The sequence below is a fragment of the Mongoliitalea lutea genome (genome assembly GCF_014652135.1).
Classification (GTDB): domain Bacteria; phylum Bacteroidota; class Bacteroidia; order Cytophagales; family Cyclobacteriaceae; genus Mongoliitalea; species Mongoliitalea lutea.
The window spans coordinates 13,175-35,232 of the sequence record NZ_BMYF01000031.1 but is presented as its reverse complement, the minus strand read 5'-3'; the positions used below and the strand labels follow the sequence as shown (position 1 = coordinate 35,232).

At 39.4% G+C, this 22,058-nt stretch carries 19 protein-coding genes; 11 read left to right on the top strand and 8 right to left on the bottom strand.

The genetic code is table 11. From position 1 onward, the window contains the following. Positions 1-165: 165 nt before the first annotated feature. The gene (locus IE080_RS18595; RefSeq protein ID WP_189586434.1) at positions 166-990 is read right to left on the bottom strand and encodes a universal stress protein; all 825 of its coding nucleotides are present in this window, start codon (positions 988-990) and stop codon (positions 166-168) included. A gap of 285 nt (positions 991-1,275) precedes the next feature. Between IE080_RS18595 and IE080_RS18590 the strand changes: the two genes are divergently transcribed. Continuing rightward, the gene (locus tag IE080_RS18590) at positions 1,276-1,935 is read left to right on the top strand and encodes a Crp/Fnr family transcriptional regulator (RefSeq protein ID WP_189586431.1); all 660 of its coding nucleotides are present in this window, start codon (positions 1,276-1,278) and stop codon (positions 1,933-1,935) included. Positions 1,936-1,994: 59 nt separating this feature from the next. Here the strand turns inward: IE080_RS18590 and IE080_RS18585 are convergent, their stop codons facing one another. Then, positions 1,995-2,612 carry a carbonic anhydrase gene (locus IE080_RS18585; RefSeq protein WP_189586428.1) on the bottom strand — a complete coding sequence of 206 codons (618 nt, stop codon included), beginning with the start codon at positions 2,610-2,612 and terminating at the stop codon, positions 1,995-1,997. After that, positions 2,612-4,363: a SulP family inorganic anion transporter gene (locus IE080_RS18580; protein ID WP_189586426.1), complete on the bottom strand. Its 1,752-nt coding sequence runs from the start codon at positions 4,361-4,363 to the stop codon at positions 2,612-2,614. The genes IE080_RS18585 and IE080_RS18580 overlap by 1 nt, the downstream gene beginning before the upstream one ends. A gap of 422 nt (positions 4,364-4,785) precedes the next feature. Here IE080_RS18580 and IE080_RS18575 point away from each other — a divergent pair, with 422 nt between their 5' ends. The 5 genes from IE080_RS18575 (at position 4,786) to IE080_RS18555 (ending at position 13,358) form a co-directional block, all read left to right on the top strand. Then, positions 4,786-7,992 carry a SusC/RagA family TonB-linked outer membrane protein gene (locus IE080_RS18575; protein WP_189586423.1) on the top strand — a complete coding sequence of 1,069 codons (3,207 nt, stop codon included), beginning with the start codon at positions 4,786-4,788 and terminating at the stop codon, positions 7,990-7,992. 18 nt (positions 7,993-8,010) lie between these two features. Then, positions 8,011-9,456, top strand: coding sequence for a SusD/RagB family nutrient-binding outer membrane lipoprotein (locus IE080_RS18570; RefSeq protein WP_189586420.1), 1,446 nt, complete (start codon positions 8,011-8,013; stop codon positions 9,454-9,456). Positions 9,457-9,465: 9 nt separating this feature from the next. After that, positions 9,466-9,894 (top strand): hypothetical protein, encoded by a 429-nt coding sequence (locus tag IE080_RS18565; protein WP_189586419.1) that lies wholly within the window; start codon positions 9,466-9,468, stop codon positions 9,892-9,894. A 102-nt stretch (positions 9,895-9,996) separates the two neighbouring features. Then, complete coding sequence (locus IE080_RS19700; RefSeq protein ID WP_189586416.1) at positions 9,997-12,081, top strand: S9 family peptidase; 2,085 nt, start codon at positions 9,997-9,999, stop codon at positions 12,079-12,081. Next, positions 12,081-13,358, top strand: coding sequence for a D-alanyl-D-alanine carboxypeptidase (locus tag IE080_RS18555; protein ID WP_189586413.1), 1,278 nt, complete (start codon positions 12,081-12,083; stop codon positions 13,356-13,358). Before IE080_RS19700 ends, IE080_RS18555 begins: the two co-directional genes overlap by 1 nt. Positions 13,359-13,468: 110 nt before the next feature. Here the strand turns inward: IE080_RS18555 and IE080_RS18550 are convergent, their stop codons facing one another. After that, positions 13,469-14,719 (bottom strand): carcinine hydrolase/isopenicillin-N N-acyltransferase family protein, encoded by a 1,251-nt coding sequence (locus IE080_RS18550; protein WP_189586410.1) that lies wholly within the window; start codon positions 14,717-14,719, stop codon positions 13,469-13,471. Between the two features lie 67 nt (positions 14,720-14,786). Between IE080_RS18550 and IE080_RS18545 the strand changes: the two genes are divergently transcribed. The 4 genes from IE080_RS18545 (at position 14,787) to IE080_RS18530 (ending at position 18,522) form a co-directional block, all read left to right on the top strand. Further along, positions 14,787-15,317 carry a YfiT family bacillithiol transferase gene (locus IE080_RS18545; protein ID WP_189586407.1) on the top strand — a complete coding sequence of 177 codons (531 nt, stop codon included), beginning with the start codon at positions 14,787-14,789 and terminating at the stop codon, positions 15,315-15,317. A 77-nt stretch (positions 15,318-15,394) separates the two neighbouring features. Beyond that, positions 15,395-16,243, top strand: coding sequence for a hydroxymethylglutaryl-CoA lyase (locus IE080_RS18540; protein WP_189586404.1), 849 nt, complete (start codon positions 15,395-15,397; stop codon positions 16,241-16,243). A 7-nt stretch (positions 16,244-16,250) separates the two neighbouring features. Beyond that, positions 16,251-16,814: a PepSY domain-containing protein gene (locus IE080_RS18535; RefSeq protein WP_189586401.1), complete on the top strand. Its 564-nt coding sequence runs from the start codon at positions 16,251-16,253 to the stop codon at positions 16,812-16,814. Between the two features lie 58 nt (positions 16,815-16,872). Continuing rightward, a complete protein-coding gene (locus IE080_RS18530; RefSeq protein WP_189586398.1) occupies positions 16,873-18,522 on the top strand; it encodes a Na/Pi cotransporter family protein in 1,650 nt (549 codons plus the stop codon). A 19-nt stretch (positions 18,523-18,541) separates the two neighbouring features. Here IE080_RS18530 and pfkA read toward each other — a convergent pair whose 3' ends face one another. Beyond that, positions 18,542-19,528 (bottom strand): 6-phosphofructokinase, encoded by a 987-nt coding sequence (gene pfkA / locus IE080_RS18525; RefSeq protein ID WP_189586397.1) that lies wholly within the window; start codon positions 19,526-19,528, stop codon positions 18,542-18,544. Then, positions 19,528-19,902, bottom strand: a complete 375-nt coding sequence (locus IE080_RS18520) for a methylglyoxal synthase (RefSeq protein ID WP_189586394.1) — start codon at positions 19,900-19,902, stop codon at positions 19,528-19,530. Before IE080_RS18520 ends, pfkA begins: the two co-directional genes overlap by 1 nt. A 208-nt stretch (positions 19,903-20,110) precedes the next feature. Here IE080_RS18520 and mscL point away from each other — a divergent pair, with 208 nt between their 5' ends. Then, positions 20,111-20,530 carry a large-conductance mechanosensitive channel protein MscL gene (gene mscL, locus IE080_RS18515; RefSeq protein WP_189586391.1) on the top strand — a complete coding sequence of 140 codons (420 nt, stop codon included), beginning with the start codon at positions 20,111-20,113 and terminating at the stop codon, positions 20,528-20,530. 139 nt (positions 20,531-20,669) lie between these two features. Here the strand turns inward: mscL and IE080_RS18510 are convergent, their stop codons facing one another. Then, positions 20,670-21,254: a TlpA family protein disulfide reductase gene (locus IE080_RS18510; protein ID WP_189586388.1), complete on the bottom strand. Its 585-nt coding sequence runs from the start codon at positions 21,252-21,254 to the stop codon at positions 20,670-20,672. Between the two features lie 95 nt (positions 21,255-21,349). Next, a complete protein-coding gene (locus IE080_RS18505) occupies positions 21,350-21,949 on the bottom strand; it encodes a TlpA family protein disulfide reductase (RefSeq protein WP_189586385.1) in 600 nt (199 codons plus the stop codon). Positions 21,950-22,058 lie beyond the last annotated feature (109 nt).

The following is a 22,058-nucleotide window of genomic DNA, read 5'->3' as shown; positions in this document are numbered from 1 at the left end:
GTTTCCAACATAGGGGCTTACTTTTCATTCATAACAGAAAGAGTAGCTATATTTATTCCTTTCAAACAATTTTCACTAATGGCCGACTTTAGTCGGACACTAGTGGTATCTAATATAAAAAAAACCGCTTGTCAAAGCGGTTTTTTTGTGTCAACATCAATCAGCTTACAATTTCACACTGAGCACTGGGACATCTGATTTAAATAGGACTGTTTCAGTTGTTCCAATGATGTAGGAAGTCTTGGACTTTCTGTTATTGGAAGCCAACCCCACATATCCGATTTTGTTTTCTTCTGCAAATTCCTGAATGCCTTTCTCAGCTTCATTGTGACAATAAATCTGTTTGTGGATTGTCAGATCTTCTAAGCCCTTCGCAAATTTGTCCATTTTGCTCATCGCTTCTTTGGAAGAGATGAAATCTTTAGGAGTATTGACATATAGGAAGTGAATAGAAGCCTGAAAGTCCTTGAAAAAGGGTTTCATCTTCATAAATGCAGGTTTGCTGTCTTCCTCAAAGGTGGAGGCGAAAGCCATTTTTCGTAAGTCATTTCCATTCATGACTTTTTTGACAGCCAATACCGGACAAGCGGCATTACGCAATACTTTTTGAAGGTTTGAACCGATGAATTTGTCTTTAGTATGCCCCATGCCGTAGGCTCCGATGACAATTAAGTCTGCTTGGTGTTTTTGAGCAACTAAGACGATTTCTTCATGTGGCACGCCCACTTCGATAACCGGTTCTACCGGTACCCCATGCAATTGATGGTCAAATACAAAAGCCTTTAATTTATCCTTGGCTTCTGCTTCAAGGTCTATGATGTGTGGATACTTTATTTTTCTTTCAGGCGATAGGTTTTTCCAATCCAGTTCAGTACTCACCACATTGATACACGTGATCGTTGCGTTGGACTTTTGGGCTATTTTGATCGCTGTCAAAAAAGCATTATCCGAGTAGGAGGAAAAGTCAATAGGAACAATGAGTCGCTTCATGGCTTTCGGGTTTTTTGTTTTGGATACCCGAATTTCCATTAATTTTTTCTCAAAATTCCTGACCAAAATCATATCAAGCCATGATTTTTATTCTACCCCAAAAGTGATTGAGCCAGTATTTTTGAGGTATCAATTTGCGAGTACACTCAATGAATTTGAGCGCTTAGTGATAAACATAGGTTTAGTGGTGTGAAAAAGGCAGGAAAGATTTTCCTGCCTTTTTTTTTGTAACCTTTATCACTATCTTAAGCCCAATTACGGATTTATTTTCGAAAAAATTTATTTATGGAAGTCGAAGAGTTAAAGCATAAATTACCCAATATCACCGATCCCAATCTTTTAAAGGCCATGTTGGACTATGGGAATATACATGAGTTTGCAGCCGGTAAGATAATTACAGAGCCTGGGCAATTCATTAAAATGGTACCCGTAGTACTAGAAGGAGCTATCAAAATCATGCGCATGGATGATGACGGAAAAGAGCTTTTCCTTTACTACTTGGAACCAGGAGAGACCTGTGCGCTTTCCCTGACTTGCTGCTCCGCATCTAAACCATCAGAGATTAAAGCGGTAGCAGAAGATAAAACCGTGATTTTGGGTATTCCGCTTCAGAAGCATGAAGAATGGACAGACCAATACAAGCAATGGAAAGATTTTGTTGCTACGACTTATCAGGCGAGGTTTCAGGAGATGCTAGTAGCCTTGGATGCTGTTGCGTTTAAGCGTATGGATGAGCGATTGATGCGCTACATTGTTACAAAAATGAAACAGTATAAAGCCAATGAACTGCATATCACCCATCAGGAAATTGCTAATGAACTTGGAACCTCAAGAGAAGTAATCTCAAGGCTGTTGAAGCAATTGGAGAAAAAGAAGTGGATCGAACTTGGGCGGAATGTTATTTACATTCGCGATGACTTTGAGGAATTGATTATGAAAGATTAATTTCAAGAAATAAAAAAATAAAAAGACCGCCATGTTCAATATTGGCGGTCTTTTTGGTTTTATACATGTGCTGGTGCAAGTTTGTATTTTTTCTTGATGTCATGAACAAGTCCTGTTGAAAAATCAAAGACCCATCCATGCAAACGCAAGCCTTCTCCTCGATCAATAGCTTTTTTGTAAACAGAGGTTTGCTTGATATTTTCGATTTGTTCAAGGACATTCATTTCTACCAATAAATTGATTTTTTGATCATAATCCTCCATTTGGTCTAGCTCTGCTTTGTGATGGCGAATGACATCTTTGATGTTGGCCAACCAATTGTCAATCAATCCATTGGTTTTATTTTCAAAAGCGGCTTTGATACCTCCACATCCATAATGTCCATACACGATAATGTCTTTTACTCCCAAACTTTCAACTGCGTATTGCATGACAGATAAGAAGTTGAGATCCGTGTGTGAAACCACATTAGCGATGTTTCTATGGATGAAAAATTCACCCAAATTATTACCTAATACTGTGGAGGGGGAAACCCGGCTATCAGAACAGCCTAGGAGCAATGCTATGGGCTTTTGTCCTTCTTTGATATCCTTGAAATAGTTGGGATTTTCTTCTAAAATATGAGAAGCCCAAGCTTTATTGTAGTCGAAGAATTTGTCAAGATTAGTAGTGCACATTATTTGATGGTGGTTTGAGTGGCGTATGAATTGATTTCTTCCAGTAATTTTGGATCTATTTCATGATCGAAAGACGCACAAGCGGAATAGTCATCAATAAAAATGTTTTCTTTGCCTACTTCGTCTAGCAAGTTCCATCGGTTCAATACGTCGCGAATAGGTCCTTTGATATTGCTCATAGCGCTTATGATTCCTGCTTTTTTCCACTGAGCAATCCATTCATGCAGTTCATGTGCACCTGTACTGTCAATATGGGTAATACTCTCCATATTCATTACGATCAATTGAAGCTTTCCTTCTTTTTCCTGTATCCATTGGTCCAATTTGGTTTTGATGTATTCCACATTGGCAAAGTAGATTGGCCCGTCAATTCTAAGGACAAGGATATCCTCCCGTTCTTTCAGGTTAGTAAAGCGACTTGTATTTCGGTAAATGGTTGTTCCAGGTACTTTAGCCAATTTGGCCATATGTGGACGGGTGGCTTTGTAGATCACAACTAACAAGGAAAGTACCATACCAGAAATAATCCCTGTTTCGATCCCTAAGGTTAAGGTGATCAGAAAAGTAGCCATCAGCATAGCGAAGTCTGCCTTGTCTTTTTTCCATAAATGAATTGGCTCTTTGTAGTCAATCAGTCCAGATACTGCTACCAATACTACTGCTGCTAAAATTGCACTTGGCAAATTGGTGAAAAGGCCAGTGAAGAAAAGTAATGTCAAGACTATTAATACGGCTGAAATGATGGAGGCCATCGTAGTTTTGGCCCCTGCTTGGTTGTTGACAGCTGTTCTTGAAAACCCACCTGTTACAGGATACCCTTTGAAGAATGCAGAACCAAAATTAGCGATACCTAAGGCTATCAATTCCTGATTGGCATTCAATTGGTAGTTTTTGTGCTTGGCTTGAATGGTTTTTGCTACGGCAAAGCTTTCGGCGAAACCAACCAAAGAAATGGTCAAGGCAATGGGGAATAAAGTTTTCAGGGATTCCAAATCAAATGACGGACTTGAAAAACTAGGTAAGCCGCTTGGAACGGATCCTACAATTTTTACTCCCTGATTGGTTAAATCAAAGCCCGCGACTAAACCAATTCCAATGATAACCGCTACTAGTGGAGCTGGGAAGGAAGGATGGATTTTTTTACCATATTTAATGATAATGATTCCTAATACACCTATTCCGAATGTAATCCAGTGGATATCTCCAATATTGTGGTAAATAGCCACAATCATTTCTTGCACATGTTCTGAGTTTGGTAGATTGATTCGGAACAAATGTTTGATCTGACTCAGCCCAATGATAATAGCTGCCGCAGAGGTGAATCCATTGATTACAGGGTGGGAAAGGAAATTTACTACAAATCCCAATTTCAATGCCCCCATACCGAATTGAATTAAGCCTACCAAAAAGGCTAGTGATAAAGCAAGCATCAGGTATTGTTCGGGAGATGATGGGTTTAAGCTAGCGATTCCCGCAGCTGTCAATAGGGATACCATGGCGACTGGTCCTACGGCGAGCTGTCTTGAGGTTCCAAAAATTGCGTAGAGAAGTAACGGTATGGTGACTGCGTAGAGTCCATGGATTGGTTCCAATCCTGCAAGCATAGCATAGGCCATTCCCTGAGGGATGAGCATAATGCCCACAGTTAAACCAGCGGATAGGTCTCCTTGTAAATCTGTTTTTTTGTAGTTAGGCAGCCATTCCAAAATTGGAATATATTTTTTCAAAAAGCTGCTAGTGTTCTGCTTCATAGGTTGTGTTGTAGCTTATATCTAAACATGCATACAAAAGTCCACAAGCATTGATTAAATTAAGGTGATGATTGTTACAGGAGACAGAAAAAAACAGGTAAAAATAGAATGGGTGCCTTGAATTATAGTTTTTCAATGGAAACTGAAACTTTGTTAACCTAGGTAAGTAAAGCAATAAAATAAATTACCACTAGTATTCGATTTAAGTTAGTCTCTTGTTAAAATTCATAAAAAAAGTTTTGCTTTTGCTTTTTTATGCCATATTTTAGACAATATCAAAACTCTATTTGATACTTTGTGCTGTTTTAGATGTTTTTTCGATATTTTATTATCAATTCCCGACATGAAACAGCAAGTTGTCTTTCGGTCTAGACATTTGTCTGGTATTATTAAAAAGTTATTTAACCCTAACAAATTCAATTATGAGGAAAAAGTTTACCAGTTACTTTCTTCTATGTTTCTTGATGGTGTCGTTGCCTATGCTGGCACACGCCCAACAGCTGACAGTTAGAGGGAAAGTCGTGTCCCAGGAAGATGGGCAACCGCTTCCGGGAGTAACAATTTTGGTACAGAACACATCGATTGGTTCTGTGACGGATATTGATGGAGAATATACTATCAATGTTCCTAATGCGAATTCCGTGCTGAGTTTTTCATTCATCGGCTTCAAGTCGCAGAATGTACCAGTCAATGGTCGCTCGATAATCAACATCAACATGACCACAGATACTGAGCAACTATCTGAGGTGGTGGTGACAGCTTTTGGTTTGACCCAAGAGAAAAAGAAAATAGCCTTTGCTGCTCAAGAGGTTCGTGGTGATGAGATCATTGCATCTAGAGAGCAAAACATCGTAGATGCCTTAAATGCCAAGGTGGCTGGTGTACAGGTGACAAGACAAGGTGGTTCTGCAGGTGCTGCATCCAGTATTGTTATCCGGGGTATTCAGTCGATTTCTGGTCAAAACCAACCCTTGTTTGTAGTAGACGGGGTGCCAATAAACAACTCCTTTAATGCAACGATTGGTACTTCGGGAGGTGTGGATTACGCTAACCGTGCGATCGATATCAATCCCAATGATATAGAAAGTATATCGGTGCTGAAAGGACCTGCTGCAACGGCACTTTACGGAATTCAGGGTGCTACTGGGGTTGTATTGATTACAACCAAAAAAGGAGCAAGACAAAAAGGATTCACGGTGGACGTTTCTACGAACTTTTCCACAGATCGAATCATGAATTATTTTCCTGCTCAGTTGAAATACAGCCAAGGAGATAATGGGATATTCAATGGAGGTACCACTTTCAACCACTTTGGGCAACCAATCTCTACTTTGAGATATGATCCTTCTACGCCAAATCCAAAGGATCCTAGAGGAACTATCGTAGATATGAATCATCCAAATGCAGGACCTTTATTGCCTGTCTATGATAATCAAAGGCTGTTTTTCCAAAGCGGCTTTACCAATGATACCCACGTAGCAGTATCATCCAGTACAGATAACTCCAACTTTTACCTTTCTGTCGGTAATATGTTCCAAGAGGGTATCATTCCCAACAATACCTTTAATAGAACATCTGTGAAATTATCAGCAGATACTAAATTAGGAGACAAATTTAAGGTAGGGGCTTCAATCACCTATGCTAACAGTACAAGTACCAAATTTGGTCGAGGTGATAATTTCTCTGATGCTATTCAAGGCCTTTATCGTACTCCTCCTTCTTTTGATAATTCTGCTGGTTTTGTTTTGCCTAATGGTGAGCAAAGAAATTTTAGAGGTGCAGTAGATGGGAGTAGGCCTTTTAGCCCGGATAATCCATTTTGGACGGTCAATAATAATCCATTTACAGACAATGTCAATCGTTATCTTTCTTTCTTATTTACGGAATATAAGCCAAGTTCTTGGTTGACTATTTCTCATAGATTAGGATTTGATTTCACCAATGAAGATAGAACACAAATTTGGGCTCCATCTTCATCAGGCGGTGCTGCCATTTCTGCAAGTGGAGCTTTAGGTGGAAGAATCAATGAAAACACTATCAGCGATAGAATTATCAACTCGGATTTTATTATCTCAGCAAATAAAGATATCAATGATAAGTTTAGTACATCCTTTTTGGTAGGTCATAACTTCTTCTCCACATCCAATACCAGTCTGTTGATGGATGGGATGAATTTTGCAATTCCAAGTTTGTTTACCGTACAGAACACTCAAGAAAACCCACGATTTGAGCGTTTTGACTTTAGAAGGATGACGCAAGCTGTATTCTCGAGAGCAAGTTTGGGTTATCTGAATTCAGTTTTCTTAGAACTTTCGATTAGAAATGAGTGGGCGTCTACGTTACCGGCTGCAAACCGTTCCTTTACCTATGGAAGCGCGGGTTTAAGTGTGGTATTGACAGACCTATTGAGTATCGAAAGCAATGCGTTGAACTTCCTCAAGCTAAGAGGGTCAATTGCAGGAGCGGGTAATATTCCTCCGGCTTATCGAACAGAGACCTTCTTCAATGTAGCAACTACCAGTACGAGATATGCTCCAGGTGTAAGGTTTCCATTGGATGGTGTAGGGGGAGTGTTGTTGAGCCCAGCAGCGGGGAATTCAAATTTGAGAGCTGAATTTACAAATACTTATGAATTTGGTGTGGATTTCAGATTGTTCAATAATAAAATTGGCGCAGAAGTAACTTATTATAATGCGACAAGTACAGACCAAATCGTATCAGTTCCAATACCAGCATCAACAGGATTTACAACGCAGATTGTCAATGCAGGTGAAATCCAAAATAAAGGTATTGAGGCAGTTATTACAGGAAACATCGTGAATAGAGGAGATTTCTCTTGGGATATGATTTTCAACTTCACACGAAATAGAAACTTTGTAATTTCCCTGCCTAATGATGAGCAAATTGTCAACAACATGTTTGGAGCCCGTATTCAAAGCAGGTTGATTCCGGGAGAACAATTTGGGGTGTTTTATGGAAATGCCTTCTTGAGAAATGATAATGGTGATATTTTGATCAATCCACAAGGATTCCCAATTATGGATCCTGTTCAGCGTCAGGTAGGTAACCCTAACCCAGATTACCTGATTGGTTGGAGAAATAATTTCCGTTATAAAAATCTGAATTTGACCATGCTTTGGGACATCCGAAAAGGTGGAGATGTGGTAAACGTTACCGCCTTTTGGATGGGGAATGGATCGGGTGTAGCTGAACATACCTTGGATAGAAACCGAGTTGCCATCTTCAGGGGAATCATCGAAAACCCAGGAGCAGATAATCATGGACAGCCAAATACCATTCCGGTGACTTTGGATCAAGCTGCTTTCCAGGGTTCTGGAGCTGCATTGGCTTTTGGACGTGAGTTGACTGAGCGATGGGTACAGGACGGGTCATGGATTCGTTTGAGAGATGTTAACCTAACCTATGATTTGCCTCAGTCCGTATCCAGAAAATTGGGAATGAGCAGAGCAAATGTGGGTGTGTATGGAAGAAACCTCTTACTATTCACCAACTATGGAGGAATCGATCCGGAGACCAATCTAGCAGGTCCTAACAGTGTCGTAGGTTTAGATGCATTTACTACTCCTAATATGAGAAGTTACGGTGTGACCATCAATGCCTCTTTTTAACCCTTAAACTAGCATACGATGAAAAATAAAATAGTATATTTTCTATTGATTCTTCTGGTCTTCAATTCCTGTGAGACCTTTGATGAAATCAATACAAATCCAAATCAAGCAACGGATGCATCGATTCAGGTAATTTATCCTGCAGCAATGGCATCTTTCGTATATGGAATCAACGGTGAGGCTGCACAGTTTACGAGTATTTTGATGCAGTATTTGACAGGGATTTTAGGAGATCAGCAACAGGTAAATAATTATGCATTTATTGCGGATATGAGTGATGCCACTTGGAATCGTTTTTATTCCAATTGTCTCAATAACCTGAGAATTGTCAAAGAAAAGTCCGAAGAACTTGGGGCGTATCATTACCTAGGTACATCAAAAATCATGGAAGCAATCATTATCGGTTATTCGGTTGATTTGTGGAATGATATTCCTTATTCAGAGGCTTTGAATCTTGCGCAGTTTCCTCAACCAAGATTTGATGATGCAGCAGGTCTTTACCAGCGTGTTCAAACCTTGTTGGATGAAGGAATCGCAGATCTTCAGCGTCAGAGCACTACTAGTCCAAGTACAAATGATTTGATATACAGAGCTAATAATGAAAACAATTGGAGAGCAAATTCATTGCCTCGTTGGATTATGTTAGCGAGGGCAATGAAAGCTAGATATCACAACCATCTGAGTAAGGTTGATCCTAGTGGTTCAGCTACAGCAACTTTAGCGGCAATTGATGCAGGAACTTTTGCATCTAATGCTGATCAGCCTGTTATTACCTTCGGATCAGAGTTTGCTGGACCTTGGTTCCCATTCTTTCAAACAACCTTCGGTGAAAATAATGTTGGAATCAGCCAGCGATTTATCGATTTATTGAGAGATAGGGTTGATGCCGGAGTAGATGATCCGAGACTTATCAGATATGTGAGAGAAACCACGGCTGGACTTTATGTTGGGGTTCCAAATGGATCTACATTTAGACCCACAGGGAATGTTTTGCCAGGACCATATCTCAATTCAAGAGAATCTCCTACTCCTCTATTGAACTTTAGTGAGTTGAAATTTATAGAGGCAGAGGCTGCTTTGAGAGCAGGCCAAAATGCACGTGCTGCAACAGCCCATAATGCAGCAGTAGCAGCTTCTTTACAAAGAGTGACAGGTTCAGTTAATGCCGCTTATATTGAACAGTATGGTTCTGAGACAGAAGCAAGCATTACCTTGGAAAAAATCATGACAGAAAAGCATATTGATTTGTTCCTTCAGCCTGAGGCTTGGGTAGATTGGAGAAGAACCATACCTGCAAATTCACCCAATACAGTGTCCGGTATCCCATTATTGGAAGTATCTCCAAGTAATACCACACAAGGAAATTTCCCAAGAAGATTTATCTATCCTAACAGGGAAGTTGTGAATAATTCTGCAAATGTTCCAAGTGTCACAAATTTGGATAGAGTATTTTGGGACAGATAATTTAGACTTATGAAAAATCAGAAAAACTATTTCAGATATCTATTGGCTTTGATGATATTTCCATTCCTGTTGACAGGTTGTATTTTGGAAAATGAAGAGCCCGAATATGATGTGGTAGGAGCTGTAGGTACCATTGCTACCTTGACAGCCTCCAGTACTACCCCAGAAGTGGGAAGTACAGTTACATTTACCATGATGGTTTACTCAGAGCATGAGCCGGCTACTGAGCTTCGCATGAATAGAGTTCAAGGTGGTACTGTGACAAACATAGAAACCAGGAACTTTAGCTCATGGAATGTTCAGGATTCATACGTTGAAACGTTCACATGGACTGTACCAGAGAGTGCTAGAGGTACTGCCGTTACCATGCAATTTGTATTAGTGACACAAAGTAATTTTACACGCTCAAGGAATATCACGATCAATGTAAGACCTTAAGATGTAAATTCAGATGTCAAATGGAAAAACCTAACAGGATTAAAGCCCTGTTAGGTTTTCTTTTTTAGCTTTTTTTCTTACATTTTAAGAAAATCCTTCCCTATGAAAAAAGTTTTACTCTTCCTTTTCGTGATATGGACTATTGCAACAGTCCAAGCTCAGCGCTTCTCCATTCAGGATATTTCCTCATTTCCATTTCCCTCAGAGCTTACAGCCTCACCTGTCGATGATCAGTTGGCCTGGACGATGAATGAGCAGGGCAAACGAAATGTGTTCATTGCCAAATCTCCGATTTTTGAAGCTATTCAAGTGACTGATTTTAGTGAGGATGATGGTCAGGAAATTACCAGTTTGCAATTTTCTCCTGATGGGCAATCATTAATTTTTGTGAGAGGAGGAGAACACGGTTCGAATTGGGATCCGGGTGTAGGTATTAATCCTTCTCAAGTGACATTTACACCTAAAGTTGAAATTTGGAAAGTTAACCATGCAGATAGGCGCACTGAAAAATTAACTGAAGGAGATTACCCTAGCTTTTCTCCTGATGGCCAAATGATCTTGTTTATTAAAAATAGACAGGTATGGAAGATGGATTCCAATGGTGGTTCTATTGCTCAATTGTTTGAGACGAGTGGGGCTGTGTCCAATCTTTCTTGGTCTCCAAATGGTCAAAAAATTTTAATTACTGTCAATAGGGGAACTCACTCTATGGTTGCAACCTTTGATTTAACCATGAATCAGCTGACATGGATAGCGCCTTCATTTTACAGAGATACTAATCCTTGCTGGTCTGTTGATGGTCGATTTATAGCTTTTGTTAGATTACTAGGCGGCAAACCTGAACCATTTCCGATTTTAGAACAGCGGCACTCTCCATGGGAAATTTGGGTGTATCAATTAAGTGATGACCAAGCATATCCTTTGTGGAAGGCTCCTGAGACTTTGAGAGGGTCTGTTCCCACAACTCATGGTGGTTTTAATCTTAGATGGGCAGCTGACCATATGCTTACATTTCTATCATATGAGGATGGATGGCCACATCTTTATGCTATTGATCTCAATGGAAATCGTAGACAGCTTACAAAAGGTAATTTTATGGTTGAACATATTTCTTTAAGTAAAGATGGATACTTTTTATATTTTTCTGTCAATACTGGGCATGCTAAAGAAGATATTGACCGGAGACATATTGGAAGAGTCCAGCTAGAAACAGGTAAATTTGAAGTATTAACACAAGGAGAGGGAATTGAAGCGATTCCTGTACCCTTGGCAAGTGGTAATGCTATTGGGATGGTTTCTTCTACCGTTCACCGACCACTTATTCCGGCTATTTTAAGCTTGGAGAGTCGTGAATTGAAGCTATTGGCGGAAGAGCGCATCCCTAAAGAAATGCCGACTTCATTGGTGGTGCCAAAACAAGTGGTTTTCCAATCACCAGATGGAGTAACTGTTCATGGACAACTGTTTGTAAAAGATGATGGAGCTGAGAAAAAACCGGGGATAGTTTTTGTGCATGGAGGGCCACAGCGTCAAATGCTACTAGGCTGGCATTACGGCGATTATTATTCAAATACTTATGCTGTCAATCAATACCTTGCAGAATTAGGCTTTGCAGTATTATCTGTCAATTTTCGCTTAGGAATTGGGTATGGATATGAGTTTCATAAACCTGCTCGAACCTATTGGCAAGGTGCTGAAGAGTACCTAGATATCAAAGCGGCAGGGGAGTACCTTGCCTCGCTGGATGGAGTAGATGAAACAAGAATTGGCGTTTATGGTGGTTCATATGGAGGGTACTTGACCGCATTGGCTTTGGGCAGAGACTCGGATTTGTTTAAGGTCGGGGTGGATATTCATGGAGTACATGAATTGTCTAGTAGATTAGAGTTGCCGGCTGGTTTTGAAAAGGCTCCTGATTTTGACCGGGCGCTACGAACTGCTTGGTTATCTTCTCCTTTGGCATATTTGGATACTTGGACCTCACCGGTATTGTTTATTCATGGGGATGACGACCGGAATGTAGCAGTGAGTCATACCACAGATATCATCCGCAGATTTGATGAGCGAAAAATGCCTTATGAATATTTGATGATACCGGATGATAGCCATCATTGGATGAAGTTTGAGAATTTGGTTAGAGTCAATGCTGCTACTGTTGAATTTCTCCGAAAACATTTGAATCCCTGATGAAACGAAGCTTATTATTCTTGCTATTGGGCCTTCTTCCTTTCCTTGCTCATGCGCAAAAGCCAAAAGCAAAGCAAATTCGTAAGCTTTTGGAGTCTCAAGAAGTTTTACAAGAGCATTTTGTGGGATTTATTTTGGAGGATGGGAATGGGAAAATAATTTATGAACAGTTTTCTGATAAGCATTTTATTCCGGCTTCTAATACGAAGTTACTGACCTTGTATGCTTCTTTGAAAACTTTGGGAGATTCTATTCCTGCCTTTGATTACAGTATTCAGGGTGATTCCCTGTTAATTTGGGGTGCGGGAGATCCAAGTTTTCTGCATCCCAAGTTGGATAATGGGAGGGTATTTCAGTTTCTTAAGAACACTCCTTATACCATTCATCTAGTGGAGCAAGAGGAACCTATGTTTGAACCAAGTTATTGGAGAGCAGATTTGGCGATTTTTCCAATATACGGAAATACAGTGACTGTTCAATCGGATGGAAAAGGCGGGGTCAAAACAACTCCTGAGGTGGTGGGTCAGTTTGTTTCGAAAGATGCATCACTTTCTTTGAAAGCGTTTGATATTGTTAGGAATGTTACAGGAGATGGATTACACTATCCGGACTTGGAAGTGCCAGTTGATTTTTCAGAACAGATTCCTTTTCCAAGCAATTTGTTGGTCTCTCAGTTATTATTAGCTGATACGCTGAAGCGGTCGATTCAATTGATAAAAGCTTTCAAAGCTACTTCATATCAGACTTTTTATAGTATTCCATCAGATACTTTGTATAAGCATATGATGCAGCCATCTGATAATTTCTTAGCTGAACAGCAGTTATTACTGATAGCTAGTAGACTTGGAGATAATTTACAGGTGAAAAATGCAATTGATCATAGCATAGAGCACTATTTTGGTGATTTTAAGTTCAAGCCCCAATGGTATGATGGCTCCGGATTATCTAGAATCAATTTGTTTACACCCAGTACAGTTTTGGAAGTTTTGAAATTGTTGGAGGATGAAATGGGACAGGAACGCATTCGTGAGATATTGTCAGCGGGAGGAGTATCGGGTACGCTCAAAAACGCTTACAAGACCGATGATTCAGGTAATCCTTTTATTTGGGCAAAAACTGGCACCTTGCGATATGCTCATCTACAGAGCGGATGGTTGGAGAGCCAAAAGGGGAATAAGTACCGATATGTTTTTATGAATAATAATTTTGTTCGTCCCACGCCAGCTATCCGAGAAGCCATGGTGGAGGTGATGACGAAGATTTGGGAACGATATTGATTTAAGTTATCGTTTAATCAATTGATATTTTGAATTATCGTTTAATTGAGCGATATTTGAAATATGGTAGGAGTAATAACAGGTGATTTACTTAAAAAGAGTCGGTTAGTTTAAATCTTAGCAAGAAAATTTTCATATAGATCTTGCACTTCGAATAATGCTTGTGTACTAAACTCTTCCAATGCTTCCAAGGAAGGATTAGCAGCGATCAACTCTTGTTCTTGTTGAAGGAAGATATTTTGCAAACGTTCGGTTTCTTTTTGCCAATCAACTTTCCGATTTTGATAGTCCTTACAAATCCACTGATGAAGTTTCTCCGCTTGCCACCAAAGTGAATCGTCCGGTTTATCTGTAGGTACTAGAAATTCTTCGAGTGTCTGTGTCCCAAGAAAGAAGGGGATGTAGATTGATAAACAAGGCATGGAAGTTCCTGTCATCCAAATGGTATGAGGGCCATTTTTTCGTAATTCAGCTACTATACTTCCAGTAGTCGTACTTGGATTAGTCAATCCAGTTGCATGCATACAAATACAGGCGGTACTCGCTTTTTTAGGTGAAAATTCGGAATCAGGAATATGATGTGTTTTAAGAATGCTCATGGCTCCTGCATTTCTGAGACCTTGTTGACTAAGGTTTTGCACTAGGGTTAAACTGCAACTCTGTCGTTGTCTTGCTCTTCCAACCTGTGTATACAAAATATCCGAGAAGTAATCTTTAAATGAAAATGGATCAGCAGCAGTCCTCCAGAAATAAGGAAATGATTTTTTTTCAATTTCTACATGGAAGGCATCATAGTCTGTATGAATCCCTAAGCCATTAGAAATACTGTGCGATGTCTCTATGCGTTTGTAAGCCCAGGATTTTCCAGCGGTTTCGAGTACAAATGATTCCTTGGGATCAGCAATAATAAAGCTATTATGGTAATAGAAGGATTTGTTTTTATAACCACCACAGGCATCTTGTCCATAGGTTTGAATCAGTTCTTGTATCAGCGAAAGGGCCTCAGGAGAACTTTTACAACGTTCCAAGCATAATCGAATCATGTCCATTCCTGTCAAGCCTTGATTGGTTCGGGACATTTTCACAGTTGTGAATACCGCTTCATTTCCGATTGCCAGTCCAAATTCATTTACACCCATTTCCGCGCCCCACATTTGGAAGGGTTTGGAAAGGATTACCTCGTAGGTTTCGGTCACTTGAGGGATTTCAATAAAGGTACATTGGACAAAGGCGGTACTGTGTTCTTTTCGAGGGATATGCACCAACGCTTGACCTTCCTCAGGCTCTCGATCTGAGTTTTTTGCAATAATTGTATTTCCTGAAAAGGTTTGCGAGCCTAAGGCTACAAAAGTATCACACATGAGAATGCATTGCTGGATTATATTGCTCAATTTACTACATTGCTGGCATATTTCAGCCCAACATGTGATGGAACGTACAAAACAATATCCTATCGGAAAATTTATTTTCAATAAAGATTACAACGAAGCAGAATTTCTAGCTTGGATTCAACAAATTGAGGATTTTCCTTCGCTTTTAATACAGGAAGTCCAAGGACTGACAGCAGAACAATTAGACACTCCCAACAGAGAAGGCGGTTGGACAGTCCGACAGGTTATTCATCATTGCGCGGATAGCCACATGAACAGTTTTTGTCGGTTTAAGCTGGCATTAACTGAAGATAATCCCACAGTCAAACCTTATCATGAAGATTTGTGGGCAGAATTACCCGATGGCAAAACAGCCCCTGTGGAGGATAGTTTGGCGATCATTCAAGCGGTCCATAAGCGATGGGTCTTGTTGATGCGAAGCATGAGATCAGAAGATTTCCAAAAGACCTTTTTCCATCCTGAGCGGAAACAGTCTATAGGTTTAGATTTTAACGTTGGTTTATATGCCTGGCATTCCAGCCATCATTTAAGTCATGTGAAACTGGTTTCTGGCAGTCTTCAGCTTTAATTACCTTTCATGGCCAAGAGTCAAATCAATCCAACAAATGGTTTGCAGGACTCAAATCATCAAATTACCTTTAACACATGATTAAGTTAATTGAATGTCCTCGGGATGCCATGCAAGGGCTTCCTGATTTTATAGATACATCCATCAAAGCTGCCTATCTCAACCAATTATTACAAGTTGGCTTTGATACCATAGATTTTGGTTCTTTTGTAAGTCCGAAGGCTATCCCACAAATGCGTGATACAGCAGAGGTGTTGGATCAACTAGATTTATTTGGCACACACTCCAAATTATTGGCTATCGTCGCCAACCTTCGGGGTGCAGAGGATGCTTGTCAATTTGAACAGATTGATTATTTGGGATTCCCGCTTTCCGTTTCTGAGACCTTTCAGCAGCGAAATACCAATAAGAGCATTCAGGATGCGCTTCAGGCCGTGGAGGAAATTCAAAATCTTTGTCAGACCAATGGAAAGCAATTGGTGACCTATTTAAGTATGGGGTTTGGTAATCCTTACGGCGACCCTTACTCTCCCGAATTAGTAGCAGGCTTTGTGCAGCAATTAGTGGATTTGGATATTCAAATCATCTCTTTTGCGGATACTACAGGCTCTGCAAGTCCGGAATTAATTGGGTCACTTTACCAAATTAATGCTCAGGCATTTCCGGCTATTGAGTTTGGGCTTCACTTGCATACGCAGGCACAAGATTTAGCGCCAAAAATTAACGCGGCATTAGCTGCTGGTTGTCAGCGTTTTGATGGGGCATTGAAGGGTTTTGGTGGCTGCCCTATGGCTAAAGATGAATTGGTAGGGAATGTGGCTACCGAACAATTGATAGCATTGCTCCAAGTAAAGGGCTATGATTTGGGATTAAAAATGGATGAATTTGCCGAAGCCCTGAAGTTGGCACAGGTAGTGTTTAAGTAAAAAGTACATGCCCAATAGTTCTAAACTCGCCCGTAATACCCGTATCAATCGAAGAATCCACAAATGGTTAAGCTTACCATTTGTTGCTTTTATGTTGATGATAGGAGTTACAGCGATTTTATTGGCTTGGAAAAAAGAAGCGGGTTTGATTCCAAAAACTCAAAAGACTAAAGTTGAACAGTTAGGGGAGTGGATAAGCTTAGAGGAAATGATAGCAGTCTCTCAACGCATCATGGGTGATAGTTTGAGGAAATCTACGCTTATTGATAGAGTGGATGTGAGACCAGAAAAAGGCATTGCTAAAGTCATTTTTAAACACCATTTTACAGAGATTCAGCTGGATGGCTATACAGGAGAGGTGCTGTCGATTGCACAGAGAAACTCTGATTTAATTGAAAAAATCCATGATGGTAGTATCGTTGATTTTTTGCTTCAATCTTCCAATGAAAATTCAAAAATTTTGTATAGTACGCTGACATCCTTGGCTTTAATCGGCTTCTCTGTATCAGGGTTTTACCTTTGGTATTATCCAAAAAAAATCAAACAGGCCAAATTCAAACGAGTAGAGTAGGCCCTTCCTTTGTTTTTTCAGCTAAAAGCGTAATTTTGATTGTAGCTGTACGCAATCTATGGAAACAAATAATTTTGACTTTTGGCAATTTCTGGCAGGCATTGGGCTTTTCTTATGGGGGATGCATCAATTGGAAACTGCGGTAAAAGAAATGGCGGGAAAGTCTTTTCGTCATTTACTTCAAAAGTTCACGAATACACCTATCAAAGGAATCAGTGTAGGTGCCTTGATTACGGCAATTCTTCAAAGTAGTAGTTTGGTCACCTTGATGGTATTAGCATTCTTAGGTGCAGGAGTCATCAGTTTGAAAAATTCCATCGGTGTGATTTTGGGAGCTAATCTTGGTACTACTGCTACAGCTTGGATAGTAGCTACCTTGGGTTTTAAGCTGAGTGTGGCATCTTTCTCTATGCCTTTTTTAGGTTTTGGGAGTTTGTTTTACCTCTTTTTTTCCAGCAGACCTATGCTTCGGAATATTGGGATGTTTTCTGTGGGGTTTGGGCTATTGTTTTTGGGGTTGGATTTTATGAAAACTGCCATTGAGGAAGTAGCAGATCAGATTGATTTAAGTACTTTCCAAGCCTACGGTCTGTGGGTTTACCTATTGCTTGGGGTAGTAATTACGGCATTGATTCAATCAAGTTCGGCTATGATTGTCATCGTGCTGAGTGCTATGAGCGCTGACATCATAACCTTAACAGAAGGAGTTACACTGATTCTAGGAGCAAAAATAGGAACCACCATCACTGTGAGTTTGGGTGCTTTGGGTGGCAATGCTGATAAAAAACGATTGGCTTTGGCTCATTTCTCCTTCAATATGGTTACGGGTCTTTTTGTCTTCAGTTTTGTTGAGCATTTAATTGCCTTTACTACGAGAATTTTTGATATCACGGACCCTTTGATGGAATTGGTGCTTCTCAATAGTATTGTTAGTTTGACGGGGATTCTGTTGTTTTTTCCATTTTTAAGTGCTTTTGAAAAATGGTTAAATTCCCGATTTACCAAGGATGAACCTCAAGGTTTTTCGGTATACACCAAAAAAGTATCAGTAGAGGTCCCCGAAGCAGCAATAGCCGCCATGGAAAAAGATATCTATTTAACATACCAAAAAACCATTAATTTCATTGCGAATATTTGGAAGGCAGGGGATATCTCTAAATCTAATCTTTCTATCTGGAGAAAAATTTTGCTTCAGCCAAAAGATTTAAATCAAAGTTATCAAGAACTTAAAAGCCTGGAAGATGAGTTGACGGCCTATCATCTTCAATTATTAGGTCAACATATGCAGCCACAGGAAGCCCAAAAGTTAACTTCCTTGATGTTGACTTTACGTACACTTATTTATGCTGCAAAGGATATCAAGGACGTGATGCACAATATCCGTGAAATGGAGGAAGATGAGGGTAAACTTGTTATGTATTTTTACAAAGAAATCAAATCCTATAGCTTTGATTTTATTACAGAACTAAATAAGCATATAGAAAAAATTGATGAATCAAATGGCTTGCCTCGTTGGTTGGCACACAATGAGGGAGTCTATAATCATTGGATTGCAGAACTCTATCAAAAAAATCAGGAAGAAGAGCTAGATTATCCCATCTCAACACTTACCAACGTTATGAAGCAGGTAATTTCTAGTATGGACAATCTTTCTAGTGCTGTCATCCATTGGAAGTATCAGAAAAAAGAGGTAATAGATACGGATTGATCCATTACCTCCCGTCTTATTAGGTTGAAAGAATTCTGACAACTCTAAAGTCATCTTCATCCACTTCCTTCTCGCCTAGTATAGCTTTGGAAATTGGAGTGTAAACTACTTTATTATTAATGACACCTGCCATAACATCGTATTTCCCTTGAAGTAAGCCTTCTACCGCAGCAACACCTAATTTAGAGGCCAATACCCTATCCAAAGCAGAGGGAGCACCACCTCTTTGCAAATGCCCAAGGATGGTTACTTTGATGTCATAATATGGGAGTTCTTTTTTGATTTTTTCAGCAATTTCAGCTGCACCACCTGATTTTCCTCCTTCTGCTACAATCACAATATTAGAGGTTTTCATAGCTTTGGTACGAGCTTTTAACCGCTCTACTAAGCGTTCAATAGGCATTTTTTTCTCTGGGATTAATGTTGCAGCGGCGGCGCTTCCGATTCCTGCATTGATCGCGATAAATCCGGCATCTCTTCCCATCACTTCCACGAAAAACAAGCGATCGTGGGAGGTAGCTGTATCTCTGATTTTATCGATGGCTTCAATTGCTGTATTGCAGGCAGTATCGAAACCAACGGTTATATCTGTACCGGCCAAATCATTATCGATTGTACCAGGTATTCCTACCGCAGGTATCCCAAATTCTTTATAAAATAAGTGTGCACCTGTTAGGGAACCGTCTCCACCAATAACTACCAATGCATCAATCCCATGCTTTTTAAGATTGTCATGGGCTTTTTTCCGTCCTTCTGGGGTTCTAAATTCCGCAGACCGAGCAGATTTGAGAAAAGTTCCGCCTCTTTCGAGGACATGTGCTATATTTTTTGAGTCTAGCTTTTTTATTTCATCATTGATCATGCCTTCATAACCACGATAAATCCCGTACATTTCTAAGTTATAATAAAATCCAGCCCGTACGGTGGCTCTAATAGCTGCGTTCATTCCTGGTGCATCACCGCCAGAAGTCAGTACACCGATTTTTTTTATAGTCTTGATTTCCATTAAAGTCTTGTAATTAGTTCGTTCAACAAAAGATTGGCAGTAGCTGGATTGGTTGCGAGAGGAATGTTATGAACATCACAAAGTCGCATGAGCATTTGCACATCTGGTTCATGGGGGTGCTTGTCAAGAGGATCTCTAAAAAAAATCACCATTCCAATCGTTTTTTCTGCAACCATAGCAGCGATTTGGGCATCTCCGCCGAGCGGTCCTGATAGAAGTTTATCAACCATTATTCCCGCTCGTTCAATATGAGAACCTGTAGTTCCAGTAGCAACTAGCTTTATATCTTTATGATTAAACACTTCCTTATAGCCACTAAGGAAATGTACCATATCGGCTTTTTTTCCATCATGGGCAATCAATGCAATTTTCATTAGATTCAATAGGTTAGGATGGTAAGATATAAATTTTTACAAACTTACTAACATCTGCTGATGAAATAAATCCATTCTATCGAATTATTCAAAAATGGTTTGTAATGATTTTTTTTTAAAATAAATAGCAAAAAAATATCCATCAAATTTTGTTTGACTTTCAATTTTGGTAATTTTCCAAAATCAATCAACTAAAAAGAATAGTATTATGGGATTACTTAAAGAGTTTAAAGAATTTGCAGTCAAAGGCAATGTTGTCGATTTGGCCGTAGCTGTAATTATCGGAGGTGCCTTCGGTAAAATAGTGTCCTCCTTTGTTAACGATATCGTTATGCCTCCTTTAGGAGTCTTGTTGGGAGGAGTGGACTTTAAAGATCTTGCGATCACTTTACGTGAAGCTTATACCACAGATGCAGGTGTAGAAATGACAGCTGTTGTATTGAGTTATGGGAATTTCATTCAAAATATTGTTGATTTTGTCATTATCGCCTTTGTAATCTTTATGGCTATCAAAGGAATGAACTCATTTAAAAAGAAAGAAGAAGCTGCAGCTCCAGCTTCTCCACCTGCACCGCCGAAGTCAGAGGTGCTTTTGGAAGAAATTAGAGATCTTCTAAAGAAAGGATGAAGTTAGAAAGATGAAGGAGGAGATACGGGAAGTGAGGGATAAAAAATAGTAGTGAAGAATGAGGAATCATTTGAGTTGCGCGAGCTTACTGATTGATCCTCATTCTTTTTTTAATCTTGTTTCTTGTCTCTGATTTAATTTATTTTCCTGCTGTAGCAATCAAAAACTCCCGAAACTCTTTCGTGTCAAAATTACTCATCCCTTCTTGGTAAAAAACGATTTCTCCCAAAGGGTTGATTACTAATGTGGTAGGGATAGATTGACTTTGCAAAGAAGTGTTTAGTCCATGACTTGCATGCACCACAGGAAAAGTAAAGGATTTGTCTGAGATGTATTTCAAGCTTTTGTCAAACTCCTTATCTAAAGCAATCATGAGGAATTCCAAGTTTTCTTGGTCTTGAACCTTTTCAAATAAGCTATGAATATGAGGCATTTCCGCACGACAAGGAGGGCACCAAGTGGCCCAAAGGTTGATAAAAACAGCTTTACCTTCATAATCCTCTAATCGTACAATTTGTCCATTAGCATCAGTAAAAACGCCAGCATAGGAAAACTGTTCTTTTTCTTTATTGACAAGGGTGACTTTTGGTTTTTTGATACCTGTAGCTAGGAGCAATGACTGAACTCCTCCCATAATTGGGGTGAGTAAGCCCGTAAAGTATAGAAAACCAAAAATGGCAGCCATTATTCCCCAACTTTTCAATTCTTTCTTCCAATCAATCATACTGTTTAATTTTCATGCAATTTATGGAATTAAGCAAATCTCATCTTGTGATAAAACTCACGATTGACGATTGGGAGGCTTTCGTTAAGCTTATTTTAGTTAGATGCTCTGAGTAATAGGTTTTCAAATCCCTCTGTTCCGAAGTAATACTTTCCTTTTTGAAAAAATACAATTTGTCCACTTGGACTGATGATAAGTGTAATAGGAAGCGTGGAACTTCCCAATGAAACATTCAATCCATCAACAGCATGTACTACGGGGAAACTGTAGGATTTGTCTTGCATGTATTGAAGGGTTTTCTCAAACTTTTTATCTACTGAAATGGTCAGGAATACCAGTTCATCCTTATCTCGGAATTTTTCATGAAGCATATTGATGTCAGGCAACTCCTCCCCGCAGTAAGGACACCAAGTAGCCCAGACGTTTACAAAAAGAGTTTTACCCTTAAAGTCTGCAAGTGCTACGATTTCTCCATCTTCATTTACAAAATTACCTTCATAGGAAAACTGTTCAGTTGCTGAGCTGATTAAAATAGCTTTTGGTTTTTTGAGACCAATAGTAACTAATACAGTGTTTATACTTTTTTTGATTGGTTTTTTAATCCCGTAATAGAAATGAGCGGAATCAGTGTGAGCAATACGATTGCAAAAACCAGTAGTTTTTTCCAGTGGAGCATGAGGTATTATTTTTGGCAAAATTACAAAATGTTAGTGGTAATTTTAAATTCTGAAAAATTGTCTCGAAGTCTTAAAAATTATGTTTTTTTGAATTAATAATCTTGTTAGCTTTGTTTTATTATCTTCT